Annotated in this window: 16 protein-coding genes and 2 pseudogenes; 10 read left to right on the forward strand and 8 right to left on the reverse strand. The window is 59.7% G+C overall.

The window, feature by feature from the left end; translation table 11 throughout:
* The first annotated feature begins 87 nt into the window (after positions 1 to 87).
* Together PP4_RS15450 and PP4_RS15455 are read left to right on the forward strand one after the other, a co-directional pair.
* Positions 88 to 885, forward strand: coding sequence for an SDR family NAD(P)-dependent oxidoreductase (locus tag PP4_RS15450; RefSeq protein WP_016500131.1), 798 nt, complete (start codon positions 88 to 90; stop codon positions 883 to 885).
* Positions 886 to 1,058: 173 nt separating this feature from the next.
* Complete coding sequence (locus PP4_RS15455; RefSeq protein ID WP_016500132.1) at positions 1,059 to 2,066, forward strand: zinc-binding alcohol dehydrogenase family protein; 1,008 nt, start codon at positions 1,059 to 1,061, stop codon at positions 2,064 to 2,066.
* 7 nt (positions 2,067 to 2,073) lie between these two features.
* On the opposite strand, the gene PP4_RS15460 is transcribed toward PP4_RS15455, so the two are convergent.
* From PP4_RS15460 to PP4_RS15475, 4 genes are all read right to left on the reverse strand, one after another.
* On the reverse strand, positions 2,074 to 3,018 hold the full coding sequence (locus tag PP4_RS15460; RefSeq protein ID WP_016500133.1) for a LysR family transcriptional regulator: 945 nt from the start codon (positions 3,016 to 3,018) through the stop codon (positions 2,074 to 2,076).
* 16 nt (positions 3,019 to 3,034) lie between these two features.
* The gene (locus PP4_RS15465) at positions 3,035 to 4,078 is read right to left on the reverse strand and encodes a methionine synthase (protein WP_016500134.1); all 1,044 of its coding nucleotides are present in this window, start codon (positions 4,076 to 4,078) and stop codon (positions 3,035 to 3,037) included.
* A gap of 24 nt (positions 4,079 to 4,102) precedes the next feature.
* Positions 4,103 to 5,089: a DUF1852 domain-containing protein gene (locus PP4_RS15470; RefSeq protein ID WP_016500135.1), complete on the reverse strand. Its 987-nt coding sequence runs from the start codon at positions 5,087 to 5,089 to the stop codon at positions 4,103 to 4,105.
* 197 nt (positions 5,090 to 5,286) lie between these two features.
* Entirely contained in the window at positions 5,287 to 6,915 is a 1,629-nt protein-coding gene (locus PP4_RS15475; protein WP_016500136.1) for a mechanosensitive ion channel family protein, read from the reverse strand.
* Between the two features lie 154 nt (positions 6,916 to 7,069).
* On the opposite strand from PP4_RS15475, the gene PP4_RS15480 reads away from it, so the two are divergent.
* The 4 genes from PP4_RS15480 (at position 7,070) to arsH (ending at position 9,513) form a co-directional block, all read left to right on the forward strand.
* The gene (locus tag PP4_RS15480) at positions 7,070 to 7,735 is read left to right on the forward strand and encodes a tellurite resistance TerB family protein (protein WP_016500137.1); all 666 of its coding nucleotides are present in this window, start codon (positions 7,070 to 7,072) and stop codon (positions 7,733 to 7,735) included.
* Positions 7,736 to 7,913: 178 nt separating this feature from the next.
* Entirely contained in the window at positions 7,914 to 8,261 is a 348-nt protein-coding gene (locus PP4_RS15485; RefSeq protein WP_016500138.1) for a metalloregulator ArsR/SmtB family transcription factor, read from the forward strand.
* Between the two features lie 66 nt (positions 8,262 to 8,327).
* Positions 8,328 to 8,798, forward strand: a complete 471-nt coding sequence (locus PP4_RS15490; RefSeq protein WP_016500139.1) for an arsenate reductase ArsC — start codon at positions 8,328 to 8,330, stop codon at positions 8,796 to 8,798.
* Positions 8,799 to 8,811: 13 nt separating this feature from the next.
* Positions 8,812 to 9,513 (forward strand): arsenical resistance protein ArsH, encoded by a 702-nt coding sequence (gene arsH / locus PP4_RS15495; protein ID WP_016500140.1) that lies wholly within the window; start codon positions 8,812 to 8,814, stop codon positions 9,511 to 9,513.
* A 62-nt stretch (positions 9,514 to 9,575) separates the two neighbouring features.
* On the opposite strand, the gene PP4_RS15500 is transcribed toward arsH, so the two are convergent.
* Positions 9,576 to 9,893, reverse strand: coding sequence for a hypothetical protein (locus PP4_RS15500; protein ID WP_016500141.1), 318 nt, complete (start codon positions 9,891 to 9,893; stop codon positions 9,576 to 9,578).
* 284 nt (positions 9,894 to 10,177) lie between these two features.
* On the opposite strand from PP4_RS15500, the gene PP4_RS15505 reads away from it, so the two are divergent.
* Positions 10,178 to 10,687, forward strand: coding sequence for a ProQ/FinO family protein (locus PP4_RS15505; RefSeq protein WP_016500142.1), 510 nt, complete (start codon positions 10,178 to 10,180; stop codon positions 10,685 to 10,687).
* Between the two features lie 526 nt (positions 10,688 to 11,213).
* Here PP4_RS15505 and PP4_RS29720 read toward each other — a convergent pair.
* The 3 genes and pseudogenes from PP4_RS29720 to PP4_RS15520 all read right to left on the reverse strand — a co-directional run.
* Positions 11,214 to 11,510 (reverse strand): annotated as a pseudogene (locus PP4_RS29720) (hypothetical protein); the annotation flags it as partial.
* Positions 11,511 to 11,676: 166 nt separating this feature from the next.
* A complete protein-coding gene (locus PP4_RS15515; RefSeq protein ID WP_016500144.1) occupies positions 11,677 to 12,714 on the reverse strand; it encodes a sensor domain-containing diguanylate cyclase in 1,038 nt (345 codons plus the stop codon).
* 60 nt (positions 12,715 to 12,774) lie between these two features.
* Positions 12,775 to 13,692 carry a transporter gene (locus PP4_RS15520; protein WP_016500145.1) on the reverse strand — a complete coding sequence of 306 codons (918 nt, stop codon included), beginning with the start codon at positions 13,690 to 13,692 and terminating at the stop codon, positions 12,775 to 12,777.
* Between the two features lie 254 nt (positions 13,693 to 13,946).
* On the opposite strand from PP4_RS15520, the pseudogene PP4_RS15525 reads away from it, so the two are divergent.
* The 3 genes and pseudogenes from PP4_RS15525 to PP4_RS15535 all read left to right on the forward strand — a co-directional run bounded on the left by PP4_RS15525 (position 13,947) and on the right by PP4_RS15535 (position 17,756).
* Positions 13,947 to 14,740 (forward strand): annotated as a pseudogene (locus PP4_RS15525) (hypothetical protein).
* A gap of 19 nt (positions 14,741 to 14,759) precedes the next feature.
* Positions 14,760 to 16,214, forward strand: a complete 1,455-nt coding sequence (locus tag PP4_RS15530) for a DUF1254 domain-containing protein (protein WP_016500148.1) — start codon at positions 14,760 to 14,762, stop codon at positions 16,212 to 16,214.
* 48 nt (positions 16,215 to 16,262) lie between these two features.
* Positions 16,263 to 17,756, forward strand: a complete 1,494-nt coding sequence (locus PP4_RS15535) for a DUF1254 domain-containing protein (RefSeq protein ID WP_016500149.1) — start codon at positions 16,263 to 16,265, stop codon at positions 17,754 to 17,756.
* Positions 17,757 to 17,858 lie beyond the last annotated feature (102 nt).

Raw genomic sequence — 17,858 nt, forward strand, 5'->3', positions numbered from 1 at the left:
ATGTCCTAAAACAGCACTATATGCGTCGTTTGAGACAAACACCACCTGCTGCATGATGGCCCCACACCCAACCAACGGAGCAGCAGCATGACGCAGCAACGCAAGGGCACCGCGCTCATTACGGGCGCCTCATCCGGTATCGGTTCGATCTACGCGGAGCACCTGGCCCGTCGCGGCCATGACCTGGTGCTGGTGGCACGCGACCGGGAGCGCCTCAACGCATTGGCTGGCCGGCTTACCACCGAAACCCGACAGAACGTGGAAGTATTCCCGGCAGACCTGGCCAACGCCGATGACCTGGCCAAGGTAGAACGCAAACTGCGCGAAGACGCCAGCATCAGCCTGCTGGTGAACAACGCCGGTATCGGTACCCATACCGGGCTGCTGGAAAGCGACGTTGAGCGCATGGCGCACATGATCACCCTCAACGTCACCGCCCTCACCCGCCTTACCTATGCAGCTGTCCCCGGCTTTGTCGCTCGCAAGCAAGGCGCGGTCATCAATATCTCGTCCGTCGTCAGCCTGGCACCCGAACTGCTCAACGGCGTGTACGGTGGTAGCAAGGCCTACGTCACCGCGTTCACCCAGTCGCTGAACAAGGAACTGGCGGGTACTGGCATCCAGGTTCAGGCAGTACTGCCCGGCGCCACCGCGACCGATTTCTGGCAGACCGGCGGTTTGCCCGTCGAGCACCTGGACCCAGGCATCGTGATGTCTGCCCAGGACCTGGTATACGGTGCCCTGCAGGACTTCGACAACGGCGTGCTGATCTCCCTGCCGTCGCTGCACGACCTGCAAGCCTTCGACCACTTTGAGGCCAGCCGGCAAGCCTTGTTCGGCCAGCTGTCCAGCAACCGGCTGGCGCAGCGCTACAGCGCCAGGTGATCAGCAGCGAAAGGAACGTAGTCGAGAATGTGTGGGGCGACCATGCCAGGTCACGGGCGCTTCACCACATTTTCACTGCAAGCGAGAAAGTCTTACTCCACTCAGGCTGTTTTTTGAGTGAATCGAAACGAATAGTCTGAAGCCACTTTTCGCATCCCCAAGAGGCAACGCCAATGAAGGCAGTCGTTTACACCCAGCCCGGTCTACCGATCCACGACCCACAATCGCTGTATGACGCGCAGCTGCCCACGCCAAAACCGGGGGCCCGTGACCTGCTTGTGGAAGTCCGGGCAATTGCCGTCAACCCGGTTGATACCAAGATCCGTGCAAGCCGCGGTGGTGAGCAACCACAAGTGCTCGGCTGGGACGCTGTCGGCGTCGTCCGCGAGGTGGGGCCACAGGTTACGTTGTTCCAACCGGGCGACGAGGTTTTCTACGCCGGTGCCATTGACCGCCCAGGCAGCTACAGCGAGCTTCACGTGGTGGATGAACGCATTGTCGGGCATAAGCCCCGCAGCCTGGACAACGCCAGCGCCGCGGCCTTGCCGCTCACCTCAATTACGGCCTGGGAGCTGCTGTTCGACCGCCTGGGCGTTGAAGAAAACGGTGGCAAGCAGCAAAGCCTTCTGGTGGTCGGTGCTGCCGGCGGGGTTGGCTCGATCCTGGTTCAACTTGCCCGCAAGCTCACGCAGCTCACAGTCATTGGAACCGCCTCACGGCCCGAGACCCAGGCCTGGGTGCAGCAAGCGGGAGCCCATCATGTGATCGACCACTCCGAATCGATTCCACTTCAGTTGGAAGCGCTCAAGCTGGGGCCGGTCGACTACGTCATCAGCCTGACCCATACCGACACCTATCTTGCGCAACTGGTGGAAGTGCTGCGGCCACAAGGCAAGCTCGCGCTGATCGACGACCCCGCGCAACTGGATGTGATGCCGCTCAAGCGCAAGTCGCTTTCACTGCACTGGGAGCTGATGTTCACGCGCTCGCTGTACCAGACCGAAGACATGATCAAGCAGCACCAACTGCTCGAGCGCGTTTCGCGGCTGGTCGATGATGGCACGCTCAAGACGACCCTGGGCGAGCACTACGGCACGATCAACGCCGAGCACCTCAAGCGTGCCCACGCCATGATCGAGAGTGGCAAGGCACGCGGCAAGATCGTGCTGGAAGGCTTCTGAAGCCGGATCAGGCGCCCGATGGCCACGCAGTGGGCCCAGACACCGCATTGACGCCCTCCAGCGTCGCAAACGAAATGTCTTTCGCCGTGAGCAGGAAATCACTCATGTAAGGCACTTCGAGCATGTCGCTGCGTACTGCTGCGAACAGGGTGGCCTGCAACCCTGCTTCGCCCAGGCGCCTGGCCAGCACATAGCCACGGGAGGTGTACTCGTGCACCGCCCAGTTCGGCAGGCAGCAAACGCCACGGCCGCTGGCCACCAACTGCATCATCATCACGGTCATTTCTGCAGTACGTACCTGGGCAGGTTCGATGTCGGCCGGGTCGAAGAAACGGGTGAAGATGTCCAGGCGGTTGCGCTCGATCGGGTACGTGATCAGGGTCTGACTGGCAATGTCGTCAGGTTGCAGATACGGCTTTTCGCGCAGGGGATGATGTTTGTCGATGGCCAGCATGGCCTCGTACCCGAACAACGGCACGTACGTGATACCGGGCAGGGTCACCGGGTCGGACGTCACCACAAGGTCGAGGTCACCCCGCTCCAGGGCCGGCAGCGGCGCGAACGACAACCCCGATGCCAGGTCCAGTTCGACTTCCGGCCAGGCGCAGCGAAACTCGTCCAGCGAGGGCATCAGCCATTGATAGCAACTGTGGCACTCGATGGCGATGTGCAGCCGGTCGGCCGTGCCGCCTGCCAGCTTGCTCAGGTTGCGCTCCGTTGTGCGGATCAGCGGCAGCACCTGGTCGGCCAGCTGCAGCAGCTTGAGCCCCGCGGTGGTGAAGCGTACGGGTTTGGACTTGCGCACAAACACGGGCATGCCAACGCGGGTTTCCAGCTCCCGAAACTGGTGCGATAGCGCCGACTGGGTCAGGTGCAGGCGTTCGGCAGCCTCGGGCACGCTGTCCGTTTCGCGCAAGGCATGCAGAGTGCGTAGGTGTCTCAAGTCAATCATGAGCAGAAGGCAACGCTCAGGCCACGCCAAGGTTGCCAGAGAGTTCCCTGCGGACGATTGCTGCACCCGCACTCAACGCTCTGAGCTTGCCGCTGGCGACCCTGCGCGGTAAAGGCGCCATGCCACAGTTGGTGCAAGGATAGAGCTTGTCTGCCTCTACAAATTGCAGGGCCTTGCGCAGGGTATTGGCCACTTCCTCGGGGGTTTCAATGGTGTGGCTGGCCACGTCGATCGCGCCGACCATCACCTTCTTGCCTCGGATCAGCTCAAGCAGGTCCATGGGTACATGGGAGTTGTGGCATTCCAGCGAAATGATATCGATGCTGGACTTCTGCAGCTTGGGGAAGGCTTCTTCATATTGCCGCCACTCTGATCCCAAGGTCTTTTTCCAGTCCGTGTTGGCTTTGATGCCGTAGCCATAGCAGATATGCACAGCGGTTTCACACTTGAGGCCTTCGATGGCCCTTTCCAAAGTGGCGACCCCCCAGTCATTTACCTCATCAAAGAAGACGTTGAAGGCGGGCTCATCGAACTGGATGATGTCAACACCGGCAGCCTCCAGCTCCCTGGCTTCCTGGTTGAGGATTTTGGCAAATTCCCAGGCCAGTTTTTCACGGCTTTTGTAATGGCTGTCATACAGCGTATCGATCATGGTCATGGGGCCTGGCAGCGCCCACTTGATGGGCTGACTGGTCTGCTGGCGCAGGAACCTGGCATCGTCGACAAACACCGGGTTTTTCCGGGCAACGGCACCCACCACCGTCGGTACGCTGGCATCATAACGGTCACGGATCCTGACGGTTTCGCGGTTCTCGAAATCAACGCCGCTCAGGTGCTCAATGAAGGTCGTCACAAAATGTTGGCGCGTTTGCTCACCATCACTGACGATATCAATGCCGGCGTTTTGCTGCTCCTGCAACGACAAGCGCAGGGCATCCTGTTTGCCTTCGATCAACGCCTCATCCTGCAATTTCCAGGGTGACCAGAGCGTTTCGGGTTCTGCGAGCCAGGAGGGTTTAGGCAAACTGCCGGCAGTCGAGGTGGGTAACAGCTTTTTCACGAGGTAAAACCTTATATAAGTTAATCAGCAGGCGTAATTGGCGGACCACTGCTCAAGCATCGCGTGGTGCGGTTTGATAAAGTGCTCCTCGACAAACTGCCCCTGCTCGATGGCCAACCGGCTACGCTCCTCCCGGTCATAAACAATACGGGTCAGCGAGTAATCCTGATGCTGCAAGCTGGGCCGATAGCACTTCCCTGCGGCAGAATTTGCATTGTAGATTTCGGGACGATAGATTTTCTGGAACGTGTCCATCGTGCTAACGGTGCTGATCAACTCAAGGTTGGTGTAGTCACTGAGCAAATCGCCCGAAAAATAGAAGGCCAACGGCGCAACACTGTTGGGCGGCATAAAATAACGCACCTTCAAGCCCATCTTCTCGAAATAAGTATCCGTCAAGGAGTACTCATCCTGCTGATATTCAAAGCCCAACACAGGATGCTGATTATCCGTTCGATGGTAGGTCTTGCTGCTGGAAACACTCAAGCAGATAACCGGAGGTTTGTCGAAGTGCCGCTGATACGTGCTTGAGTTCACGAAGTGCTTGAACAGCTTGCCGTGCAGCTCTCCGAAATGCTCTGGCGTGCTGAACACAGGCTGGTTGGCATTGTGCCCCAGCAGCACTACGCTGAAATCGTAATCGCGCACGTAGGAAGAAAAATTATTCCCTACCATGCCCGCGATGCGCTCGCCGGTTTGTCGGTCGATAACAGTCGTTTTCAATATTTCAATCAGCGGCAGCGCCTGATCGCTGCCCTCGGCATCGATACTCATCTCGACGGAAATGATGTCAAGCTCGACGGCGTAGCGGTCGCCTTTGGGGTTATCCCAATGCGCCAGGGCGTTGAAGCGGTTATCTATCATCCCGAAGGTGCTGCGCAAGTTCTCTTGCCGGCTCGCGCCCCTCGCCAGGTTGGCGAAGTTGGTGGTAATGCGGGTGTTCTCGGACGGGTGATAGTGCTCGTCGAAGCGAATGCTCTTGATGGAAAACTTGAAGTCTTTATTCGTCATGACCGGGAGCCTGCTCAAATATCCATATTCTCTATAATTAGCCGGTATTTTAGGTTGGGGGCATGACCGAGGGAACTGAATTGATTTCACAGAACCTTTAGCCATCCTCATGACGGGCGCGGGCAATAATGCGAAAGATTCGCCAGGTTAATGTGTGCCCTACCACCACTCGATGATCGCCGCGCTCCAAACGGCGCTCAGGCATCGTTGCCATCGCCGCCAGGCTCCCGCGCCGGTGCGGCAAACCACTTGTCCCGCGGCACCCACTTCTCCTGCACCGGGTCCCCCAGGTAATGCGGCGACATGATCTGCACCCCATATTCGTTGAACACGTCCTGGATGTTGGCGTGCAGCAGGCTCAGCAACTCCGCACGCGGCCTTGGCGCGCTAGGCACTGCCTGGGCCACCAGGCGGTATTCGGGGTAGAAGTCCGAAAGCCCGGTCTGGAACACCTGCGGGCTGGGGTTTTGCAGAATGCCATCGGTGCGCTGCGCCGCTTCCACCAGCATCGCCTCAACCTGGCGCCAGGGCGTGTCATAGCCGATGGTGACCACGGTATCGACAATGTAGCCCTGCCCTTGCACCACCCGCGAATAGTTGCGCGTCACCGAACCGGTGATCATTGAATTGGGCAGGGTCAGCACCTCGCCAAGGCCGGTGCGAATGGTGGTGTTGAAAATGCCGACTTCGGTCACCGTGCCTTCGTTGTCGCCTACCCTCACGTATTCGCCAGCCTTCAGTGTGCGCGAGTAGGTCAGGATCAGCCCTGCCGCCGCCTGTCCCACCACGCTTGTGGCACCCAGCGAAATCATCAGGCCCAACAGCACCGAAAGCCCTTTGAAGGCATCGGTACCAGAGCCGGGCAGGTACGGGTAAGCCATGACCAGGGCAAACAGCCAGATCGCCAGCGAAGTGAGCCGTGTCGTGGGCCGCAGAGTTTCTTCGGTCAGCCACTTCAATGTGCCCGGGCGGGCCATCCGCTCCAGCACGCGCCGGCTGAAACCGCTGATGCCACGGGCGATGAAGAAAATCATGACGGCCACGGCAATACCGGGGATGGCGTGCAGGATGCCGTCGAGCAGGTAGCGCAGCAGGTCGAGCAGGTGCAGGTTGAGGCTTTCGCCCCACGGCCGGGTGTAAGGGAACTGCGACAGCACGAAGCTCAGCCACTGGTAGCTGAGCAAAAGCACGATCACCCAATACATCAGGCGCAGCAGACGGTCGATGAGGTAGTACACGTACTGCATGTCGAACAATGGCAGCTGGCCTACCTTGATCTGCCGCGCGCGCTCACGCATCAACTGCGTCAGGCGCCCGCGCAGCTTGCGCCGGCCCAGGTTGGCGCCCTTGATAAGCACCACGAACACCAGTGTGGCGATGGCGGAAAAGCCCAGCGCCTTGAGCATAAAACGCAAGCTGCGCGCCTCGCCGGTTTCGTCCACTACCTGGCGCAAGGTGGCCGCTGCCTGCTCGGCGGCCGCGCGGGTGTCGCCGCCCTCCACGCCCAGGTCCTGCGGCGCGACGATGAAGGCCCGGCGCCCACCCAGCAGCACCAGGTGGCTGTTGACGATCGGGTCAATGCTCACCTTGAGCTCGTCGGTGCCGCGCAGTGCCTCCTCGATCACCGACGTGGCCCGCTGCACGCGGGCAGCAGGCGTTTCGCCCAGCAGTGTGGCGTGTAACGTGATAATGCTGCGGTTGGCGATTTGCAGTTCTGCCGGCTCACCCGGTATGCCATCGGTGGCGCTGCCGATGGCCTCCTTGCCCTGCCCCATCGTCGGCAGCAAGGCGCACAGCACCAGCAACACAGTCAAAAGGCGATTCATTGCGCACTCCCTGGCCCATGGCACGAACAGCGTTGCTGTAGTGATAGCACAGCCTCCACCGGCCGGGCCCAGGGGCCAGACGGTCATGGCGAATCGCCTTGAGAGGGCTATCGTTGCTTGTCTGGGCAACGACTACCGAGCGAGGGGCGCAGCCATGAACACCAGTGATCTACTCGAACAGTTGCTGCGCGCCGGGCAAGGCTCGCAAGGGCGTCAAGGCAGCGGCGGCATGTCATGGCAAGACGGCCTGGGCGGGTTGGGCGGCTTGCTGGGTGGCCTGTTGGGTGGCCGTGCTGGCAGCGGCACGGGCGGCTTGCCCCAGGGGCGCTCTGCGGGCGGCACCAATTTGGCCGCCCTGGCGTCGCTGGGCATGATGGCGTTCCAGGCCTATCAAAGCTGGCAGCGCAGCCAGGCGACAGCCCCGCAACAGGCGGTGCGTACTGTCGATCAGTTGTCCGGCCCCGAGGCCGAGGACCACAGCCATGCCATCTTGCGCGCGCTGATTGCGGCAGCCAAGGCAGACGGCCGCATCGACCACCAGGAAGAGCAACTGATTTACGCTGAAATCAAACGTCAAACCAGCGACCCACAGCTACAGCAATGGCTGGATGAAGAAGTCAGCAAGCCGCTCGATGTTGCCGAAGTGGCCCAGTCGGCACGGGACCCGGCCATGGCAGCAGAAATGTACCTGGCCAGCGTGATGCTGGTGGATGACCAGCAGGACGCCGAGCGGGCCTACCTTGACGAACTGGCCAGCGCACTGCAAATCGACCCGGCATTGCAGGTGCATCTGGAACAGCAAGCCAAGGCAGGTGCCTGAACGGGCTGTCAATTTACCCAGTGCAAACCAGACGTCTGAGGGACTGCGAAAAAGCTGTCGGTCAGTCGCGGCCTCTGAATGAGGGCTGAAACCGATGCGGCCAGTTTCTGCATTGCGGGGGTTGCCATGAATATATGGAAATACGTATATTCGGCTTTCCATATGTATTGGTGCCGCGATGATCACTCCGCCCGATGTCTTCAAATGCCTGGCTGACGAAACCCGCGCTCGCGCCACCCTGCTCATCGCCGGCCTGGGAGAGCTTTGTGTGTGCGAACTGATGTGCGCGTTGGGCGACAGCCAGCCGAAGATCAGCCGCCATCTGGCGCAGCTGCGCAGCAATGGCATGTTGCTGGACCGGCGCCAGGGCCAATGGGTGTATTACCGCCTTAATCCAGCGCTGCCCGCCTGGGTTCACGAGATGCTGCAGGTCACCTTGCAGGCCAATTCGCAATGGTTGGCCGACAACACACTTCGGCTCAAGTGCATGGACGACCGCCCCGTTCGCGACGCCGCCTGTTGTTGATCACCCTTTCGGCCCTGGCACTGCGCCGGCGCCCCTGACGTCCGCCACGAAGCAAAGGAGCCCTCCATGCGAGTCCTGTTCATGTGCACGGCCAACAGCTGCCGCAGCATCCTTTCTGAAGCGCTGTTCAACCACCTTGCCCCGGCAGGTTTCGAAGCGATCAGTTCAGGCAGCTTCCCCAAGGGGCAAGTATTGCCCCGTAGCCTGAGCACGCTGGAGCAGGCCGGTATTTCGACTGCTGGCCTGAGTAGCAAGGGCAACGACGCATTCGAGGGCAACCCGCCAGACATCGTCATTACCGTCTGCAACAGGGCCGCCGGCGAAGCCTGCCCGGTGTATTTCGGACCCGCGCTGAAGTCGCACTGGGGGCTGGAAGACCCGTCGGATGTGGTGGGTGACGAGGCGCCAGTCGACGCGGCCTTCCAGGCCACGCTGGCCCACATCGAATCGCGCTGCCGAGCCTTCTTCGCCCTTCCATTCGCTAGCCTCGACCGTGATCAGCTCAAGCACGCGCTGGATCGCATCGGCACGCAATAAGCAGGAGTAAAAAATGTCCGATCATCTCCCCAACCTCGACCTCGCGTTGTTCGATCTGCCCCCAACGGCAACCGTTGCCAGCGAGCACAAACCACGCATCCTGCTGCTGTATGGGTCTACCCGCGAACGCTCTTTCAGCCGCTTGCTGGTAGAGGAAGCCGCGCGCCTGCTGGAGCACTTCGGCGCCGAGACCAGAACCTTCGACCCTTCTGGCCTGCCGCTGCCTGACGATGCGCCGGTGGAGCACCCCAAGGTGCAGGAATTGCGCGAGCTGGTGCAATGGTCGGAGGGCCAGGTCTGGTGCTCGCCGGAGCGCCATGGGGCGATGTCTGCGGTGTTCAAGGCGCAGATCGACTGGGTGCCCCTGGCGATGGGCGCCGTTCGCCCCACCCAGGGCAAGACCTTGGCGGTGATGCAGGTGTGTGGTGGCTCGCAGTCGTTCAACGTGGTCAACCAGCTGCGGGTGCTTGGCCGCTGGATGCGGATGTTCACTGTGCCGAACCAGTCTTCCGTACCCAAGGCCTACCTGGAATTCGATGAGGCTGGCCGCATGAAACCTTCGCCGTACTACGACCGCGTGGTGGATGTGATGGAGGAGTTGGTAAAGTTCACCGTGCTGCTACGCGACCGTCAGGATTACCTGGTGGACCGCTATTCGGAGCGCAAGGAAACCGCCGAACAGCTATCTGCCCGCGTCAATCAGCGATCAATCTGAAGCGGCTGCACGGCCCGCTTGCACCAGGATGGCTAGCCCACCCTGGTGCGCTTTAGCGACAATCAGCGGTCTTGGTCACGCTGCGGGTTATCGCGTTGCGATTGCTGGCCGCCCATGCGGTCTTTATCCGCCTGGTTCTGCTGGTCGGTTACATTGTCTGCAGGCCGGCCGCCTTTGCTACCGGTATCGCTGGAACGGTCCCAGTCCTTGTTCATCTTGTCTTCGGGCTTCTGCCCTGGCTGGTTATGACCCGGTTGTTGCTGGTTCGGCATGCCACCGCCCGAGCCTTGACCGCCTTGCTGCCCGGTACCCGCGGTGTTGCTGCCCGCACCGGTGTCAGCATTGCCCTGATTGCCGCCCTTGTCTTGATTATTAGCCATGATCGCTTACCTCAAGTCAGACACAGAAAGGCCTGTGTATTCGTACGACTGCGGCTTTGCTGGCGTGGCTGTATTTATTCGCCGCCTTTCGGATAAGCGATACCAAATGCAGCGACTTGATACTGAGTCGCGCTAAATACCGATGTGCTGCAGGACGAAGCTCTGGGGAAACAGGCACGCCGTGTCCAGAAAAATTGGGGCAATTCATCTGTTTAAGCTGATCTGTAGCGCTGCATGGCTTATCCTTGTGCCTCGCAATCAACTTCGAAGCAGTGAATTGAACAATGGGTTTTGAACAACTAGCTGAGCTACGTGACCGCCTGCGGGCGGAGAAAGTGCAGGAAAAGGCCGAAAGCCCGAAGCCCCCCAAGCGCAAGTCTCCGCCCCAGGCGAAGCCTCGTGAGCAGGACCCGGCGGTAGCGGCGATCTGGCCGTTGCAGAAGCATTTTCCACTGGCCTTCCCTGTCAATCCGGCCCCCAAGGTTCCGCTCAAAGAAGGCATCTTCAAGGATGCCGAGCAACACCTGGAGCTGCTTGGCATCACCAGTGAACAGCTCAAGCTGGGTATTTCCACCTGGTGCCGGGGCACCCGTTACTGGGCAAGCATGGTCGAGAACGCCCCGCGTCTGGACTTGAATGGCCAGGTCGCCGGTATTGTGACCGCCACTCAGGCGATCCATGCGAAGCAGCAAGCTGCTCGCCATCGCGGCCAGGACCGACGCAATCGTGCCAAGTCGAAAGCACGTGCTGCGGCCCCCGTTGCCGAGACCGCGGCCGAGCAGGCTCCAGACTGAATTCAGACGAAACAGTCGAAGGGTTGGCGCTGCTTGTGCGCATCGCCAACCAGCACATCCTCGCGCTGAAGATCAGTCAGCCACCACTGGACTTGCTCAGGATGGAACTGGCGCGCTTGGCGCAGGCAAGCAGAAAGGCACTTGCACAGAATGAGTCCGTCACCAACACAAGCTGCCCTTTGAATCTTACTGGACTGGAATCCTTTACCCGGCCCTGGTCGAGCGATGACGTATCGGGCTGTCTCAGCCAGTCTTGCTTCCCCACAAGCGCAGCGTTCATCGACTCACGCATACCTGAAACAAACGTGTAGGCATCGCTGTTTTTTTCGTGGTTGCCTTGCATGCTGACCAATGCGCTATCGAGTGTGGCAAGTGCCAGAGGAGAGACCCGCCACATTGCATACGAATGTGAGGATTGGCCCAGGCTTTCAACAAACGCCTCACCCAAGAGTGCAGACAGAATCCTCGGCCCGACCAAGCTGTTACCACCGCGATTGCCACGGGTGTCGAATACCACCAGTTTGGCGTCCTCGCTGCGACTGGGCAAGATCAACGCCGCTGCGCTGAACAGGGAGAGGGTCAGGTTGACCAGAAGCAGGAACTCGACGAAAGAAAAGTCTTTCTTGAATGTGGGAAGATCATTGAGGGCCCACCAGAATTCCAGCTGGAAAAGAAAAATTGTGAATGCCCACGCAAGGGCTACCCAATCTGGCGGTGCCGTCCGGCGGATCCGGAAAACGGTCATGACGCCCAAAAGAATCCTGGTGATGGACAAACCCAGCACCATCGAAAGCACGGTCACCAAGATAGGGAAATTGCCCACGGCCGCCTCCTCGGATGTACGCTGTTTCTCGCAAAGCTTGCCGTCGTTGACCTATACAATTCCTTGGTCAAACTTCCAGGACAAGGCCATCGGCCGAACCACCTGAAGAATGACCGAAGCGAGCCTCTGATGCGCTTGTGTGACCGCCATGGCCCAGATTAGGCTCTTACGGGATCGGCGGGAGATAGACAACTCGGTCTCGCCCTCCCTGTTTAGCTGCGTAAAGTGCGCTGTCGGCACGCCGCAGTGCATCATCGATCTGCTCGCTATCGGCCACTAAAGTAGATCCTAGGCTGAGGCTCACCCTTAGCGCACCGCTGGAGAGTTGCATCGGTCTGCTGCCAACGAGCAGGCGCACGCGTTCCGCGATCCGCACCAGCTCGTCAGCGTCCTTTACCCGTAGCAATGCGACGAATTCCTCACCGCCCTGGCGTACCAGCAAATCGTCCGGGCGAAGGGCTGCTCGCAAGCGACGCGCACACTCGCAGAGCACCTGGTCACCGTCAGCATGACCATACTTGTCGTTTACCGACTTGAAGTGGTCAAGGTCCGCATACAGAGCACCCAGCTTCAGACCTTTCTCCTTTGCCAAACGGCGTTCCCGATCCTGGAAGGCCGCCACCGCGCCGCGGTTCCATAGCTGTGTTAGCGGATCAAGCAAAGCCTTGCGTTGCTCACGGTCCATTTCAAGCCGTAAGTCGTGGTTGGCCTGTATCAAGCTGCGCAGTTGTAGATAACCCTCTGCGAGCGTGGCCAAGTCTCTGAAGTTGGCCTGTTGGGCCTCACTTAGCAGGCGTGGGCGAGGGTCGAACATGCATAACGTTCCGATTGCTTTGCCGTTCCCGGCACGCAAGGGGTGACCGGCGTAGAAGCGGATGTAGGGTGCGCCAATCACCAGCGGATTATCGGCAAATCGCGCATCGTACTCGGCGTCAGGCACCACCAGGGTGTCGTCACCCAGAATGGCGTAGCCGCAGAAGGACACATTGCGCGGAGTCTCGTTAACATCTAGCCCAATCCTGGCCTTGAACCATTGCCGATCGTGATCAATCAGGCTGATCAGTACAGTATCCACGTGCGCCACTTCTTGAGTGAGGCGCACCAGGGTATCGAGGTAATGCTCAGCCGGTGTATCCAGCACATTCATCTCATCAAGGGTACGCTGGCGCAGCGTTTCGTCAGTCGGTAAGGGGCAAGCCGGCATGTCTTTTCTCCAGCCCATGGGTGGTAGCGTCTGCAAAAGGCCCTACGCTGATTGAAGTCTTCACCACACATACTGCAATCGCAACGTCCAGGTGTTCACATCCGGTGAACCTGTGCGCTCGGAGACAGTGTCCGAATAGGCAATCAACCCGCCGAACTGGGGCGATAGCATGAAGCCCAGGCTGGCGCCCAGCAGTGTGTTCTCTTGCTGGTTATCCTGGTTGACGCCATTGATTCTGGTTTCCCCGCCTTTGTTATAGGTGGCGTCGAGAGAGGCCCACAGCGCACGGTTGAAGCTGTAGCTGTAGTGCCCTTCGACGGCATACAGCGGCTTCTGCTCAAGCTTGTTGTCGCCCAGGTAATCCTCATTGTCGCCATACAGTGACACGTAGGTGTTGACCTCGAGCCAGGTCGGCCCGATGGGCGTGCCAAATGCCAGCTCCGGTTTGAATACCCAGCGGTTGGCGCCGATGTTGATGATGCGCTTCTTGTCGTAATCGCCGGTGGGCGCCGTGACCCACATGGCCCCGGTCAGGAATGTCTCGGGCTGCCAGGTGGCAAACTCTTCCTGGGTCAGCGCCGGCCCGCCAAACAGGTTGTGCACAAAAACCAGCTGCACATCCCCCATCCCGCCATTGTGCTTGGTCCCGTCGAAAAACCGCGCATCGTCGAATGATGCACTTACATCGGCATACGGCTGGATTACCTGTATCGCAGAGTTGCGCCCGTCGATGCCGAAGGATCGCGCGTAGCGCAGGATGTACAGGTCGGCGTTCAGTGACAGCCCGTCGATCGGCAATGAAGTGTCGATCGGCGTGTTGGTGTCGATGAGGTTGTAGTAGCCGAAGATCATGTTCAGATCGGTTGGCAGGTTTTGCCAGTCGCGAGCGTTGTCTGCCTGAGCGGGAATGGCGGTAATGGAAGCAGCGATGCTAATACCCAGCAGCGTTGGGCCGGTACACCACGAGCGTCGAAGCATGTAGGGTCCTTAGTGTTCATCCATGGAAGGGGCAAATGCTGAGTAACTGACCGACGCTCGCCCGTCCGTGGTGAAGGCGATCGATTATTGAGCATAGCCACCAAGTGACAATCTGATTAGTTATCTGAGATTTAACTGCCCGGTTCATAACCGTCGACGCTAGCACGATTGAAATCCTCTGCTAGCTTTGAGGCATCCGATCAAACGATACGAGTCGGTCAGTCACCGATTTGCCTACTCAAGGAAGATAATGCATGCATGGCAGAGGGCTATGGTTACGGCCATTGACGGTGGCAATTCTTTTCTCAACACCCCTCTGCGCGCAGGCCGACAATGCCGAAACAGCCAACAAAAGTAATAATCCGCTCAACCTTGCCCCGGGCTTGAACTTTCAGGATTACTACACGCCGTCGCTGTATGACACCAACGCGCACACCAACGACCTGCTGGTGCGCGGCACGTTGCCAATCGCCCCAGGGGCTTCATTGGTGTACCGCAACTGCTGCGCGCCACGGTGCCCATCAGTACCCGCCCGGACCCGCACGGCGGCTACAGCACGGGCATGGGCGACTTGAACCTGTTCGATATCTTCCTGCTCAAGACCGAGGGCGTTCAGCTCGGCATCGGCCCGCAGATCACCGCCCCCACGGCCGAGCATGATGAGTTGGGGACCGGCAAATGGCAGGGCGGGTTTGCTGCCGTGGCCATCGATGCCTCCCCACGCGGCCTGCTGGGTGCCCTTGTGCAGTACCAGTCATCCTTTGCCGGTGACGATGACCGGCCCCATGTCGAGACCGCGACCTTTTAGCCATTCATCATTCACAACCTGCCCAAGGGCTGGTACCTGCGCTCCACCGGCACCTGGACCTTCGACCTGAAGAACGACACCCATTACATCCCCCTAGGCCTGGGTATCGGCAAGGCCAGCAAGGTGGGCAGCAACATCTACAACTGGTTCGTCGAGCCGCAGTGGACGGTGGACCACAAGGGCCCAGGCGTGCCGCAGTTCACGTTGTTCGCGGGTTTGAACATCACGTTGGGGAAGTAACGGACAAGGAGATGACCGCATGAGAAAAGGTGCATTGATTGCCCACCTGGCGCTGGCAACCAGCGCGCTGTTGATCACTGCCGCAGTGCAGGCGAGCGAGCAGCCGGCCGTGCAGGTAACCGGCCCTGCGGCGGATGTGAAAGTGACCGAGGCCTATGTGCGCATGCAGGCCAGGGATGCGTATTTCTGGGGCTGGACGATGGCCAACATCTACAACCGCAGGCAGAAATTCAAGGACCTGCCCGAAGCAGGGCTGATGGGTGGCATCGTGCCGGTGGCGCCGATCAATCACCTGTCCATGCTCACCGACTACATCTCGCCGGGCGAACGCCTGGTCGCTTGCCCCAACCAGGACGTGGTCTACGGCGCTGGCAGCATTGCCCTGGATATTGAGCCGGTGGTGCTGCAAGTACCGGATTTCAAGGACCGTTTCTGGGTGTACCAGGTGGTGGACCTGCGCTCGGACAGCTTCGCCGAACTGGGCAAGATGTATGGCAGCAAACCCGGATTCTATCTGCTGGTCGGGCCTGAATGGAACGGAAAAGTACCCGAAGGGATTACCCAGGTATTCCGGGCCAAGACCAATACCGGTTTTGTCATCCCCCGTGTTTTCCAGGATGACACCGACCAGGACCGCGAAGCGATTCAGCCATTCCTGTCGGGTATCGACATGTACCCACTTTCGCAATTCGATGGCAAAGCCAAACAGCGTGACTGGCGCAAGTCGCCCAAATTCCCTGCGCAAGCGGCGGGTGATGAAGAAACCCGCTGGGTGTTCCCGGAAAAGTTCTTTGATGAACTGCCGGCCATTCTCGCAGATGCCAAACCCTTGCCCGGTGAAGAGGCCCGCTACGCTCAATTGTCAAACCTGGCACAGATTGCCCAGCGCGACCCTCAGCTGAAGCAGGCGATGATTGACGAAGCACAAAAAACCGATGAGGAAGTGGTCAAGCCGCTGTTGCAGTTCCGCAACTACGGCCAGCAACTGCCCCATCACTGGAGCACGATCACCAACGGCGCAGCGTTCGGTACCGATTACTTCCTGCGCACGGCGGTCGCCCGGTCGAACATCTTCGTCAACAAACAGATCGAGACCAAGTATTTCTACCAGGACCTGGATCAAACCGGACAACGCCTCAACGGTGCCCAACGTTACAGCGTGACGTTCGCCAAGGATGCCTTGCCGCCGGTAAAAGGTTTCTGGTCACTCACGCTCTACAACCAACAGCACTTCTTTGCCGAAAACGCCTTGGGCCGGTACTCCTTGGGTACCAAGAACAAAGCGTTGAAACACAATGCTGACGGCTCGCTGACGCTGTATGTGCAGAGCGAATCGCCGGGTGCCGACAAGGAAAGCAACTGGCTGCCCTCGCCGAAGGGCGCCGATTTCTCGCTGTACGTTCGAGCCTACTGGCCTGAAGCCTCTGCAATGAACGGCCAGTGGACCCCGCCGGCGGTGGTCAAGGCCAACTGACAGCCGCATCAGGCCCCCCTTTCAAACTGCGCCACATAAGGACATCCCATGAGCAGCTTGCGCAACACCCTGACCGCCCTGGCCGTAGCGGTCTCGCTGGGCAGCGTCGCCAATGCCGCCACGCGTTACGAAGAGCTGGCCAACCAGCCTTTCGAAAATGGCTTCCCGACTGAAGCCACCGCCCGCAGCCTGATAGACGAACTGGTCTTTCAGCGTGCAGTACAGTCGTACCTGTGGGCGTTGCCAGCAATCAACATCTGGTCGATGAAAGAGGCGTCGGAGAAACAGTTCGGTGCCGGCTACAACATCCTGCCGACCTGGAAGAAGCGCATCAATGCCAAGACGCTGGTGACCACCCCGAACTCCGACCTGGTCTACGCCATGAGCTACCTGGACCTGGCGAAGTACGGTCCGTTGGTGGTCGAGGCACCGCCCGGGGTGCAGGGCATGTTCGATGATTTCTTCCAGCGGCCGATTGTGGGGCCGACCATCGATGGCAAGACCTGGCGCGGTGACGTCGGCCTGGCCGGTCCCGACAAGGGCAAGGGCGGTACCTATGTACTGCTGCCGCCAGGTTATGACGGCCCTGAGCCTACCGAGGGCTTCGTCTACCGCTCGCGCACCAACAATGTGTTCCTGTTCTGGCGCACCTTCTTCAAGGACCCGAAGGACCTGAGCGTGCCGGTGGCCGAAGTGGAGCGCACGAAGATCTATCCGTTAGGCAAGAAGGATTCGGCGCTGCCCATGCAGTTCCCGGATGCTACCGGTGCGCCGATCAACATGCTGTTCCCCGAGGACGGCCGTTACTTCGAACTGCTCTCGCGCTTCATAGAAGCGGAAGCGGTCGACCCGGCGGACATGGACATGCGCGGCTTCCTGCATACCATCGGCATCGAAAAGGGCAAGGCCTTCGCCCCGGATGCCGAGCGACGCAAACTGCTGGATGAGGCGGCACGCACCGCGTTCAAGATGAGCAAGGTGGTCACCAGCCATCTGCTGATGAAAGAGCCAGGGGGGCTGTACTACACGGATCGCCAATATGTGAACACGTTCGCCGGGGAAAACACCGAGTTTCAGGCCAGCGGCACATTCACCAATCTTGAGCAGCGAGTGGCGTTCTTCACCTCTGCCTACTCGGACAGCCCGGGCATGGTGATGAACTTGGTCGGCGCCGGCGCCAAGTACCCGGCGACTACCCGCGATGCCGACGGCAAGTTCCTCGATGGCGCCCACACCTACAAGCTCAATCTTCCGGCAAATGTGCCGGCGGCGTTGTTCTGGTCGGTGACGGCCTATGACAACCTCACAGCCTCGGGCCTGGACAACGGCCAGCCTTTCCCGTCGCTCAACCAGATGGACAAGCCCGCGCAGAACAGCGACGGCTCGACCGACATCTACTTTGGCCCTGAATCACCAGGCACAGGGAAAAACTGGATTCGGACCGTACCGGGCAAAGGCTTCCTGGTGATCGTGCGCCTATACGGTCCCAAGCAAGCGTTCTTCGACCAGAGTTGGAAGCCCAGTGATCTGATCAAGCAGTAGCAAGAGGCTGCGCCAGCCCTTGCAGGTATCGATACCCAGCCGCTTGAGCGAAATCGGCCAGGTGCCAGATCACGCCGTTGGCGCCCCATGAACCATCGGAGA

It is taken from the genome of Pseudomonas putida NBRC 14164, assembly GCF_000412675.1.
GTDB classification, from domain to species: domain Bacteria; phylum Pseudomonadota; class Gammaproteobacteria; order Pseudomonadales; family Pseudomonadaceae; genus Aquipseudomonas; species Aquipseudomonas putida.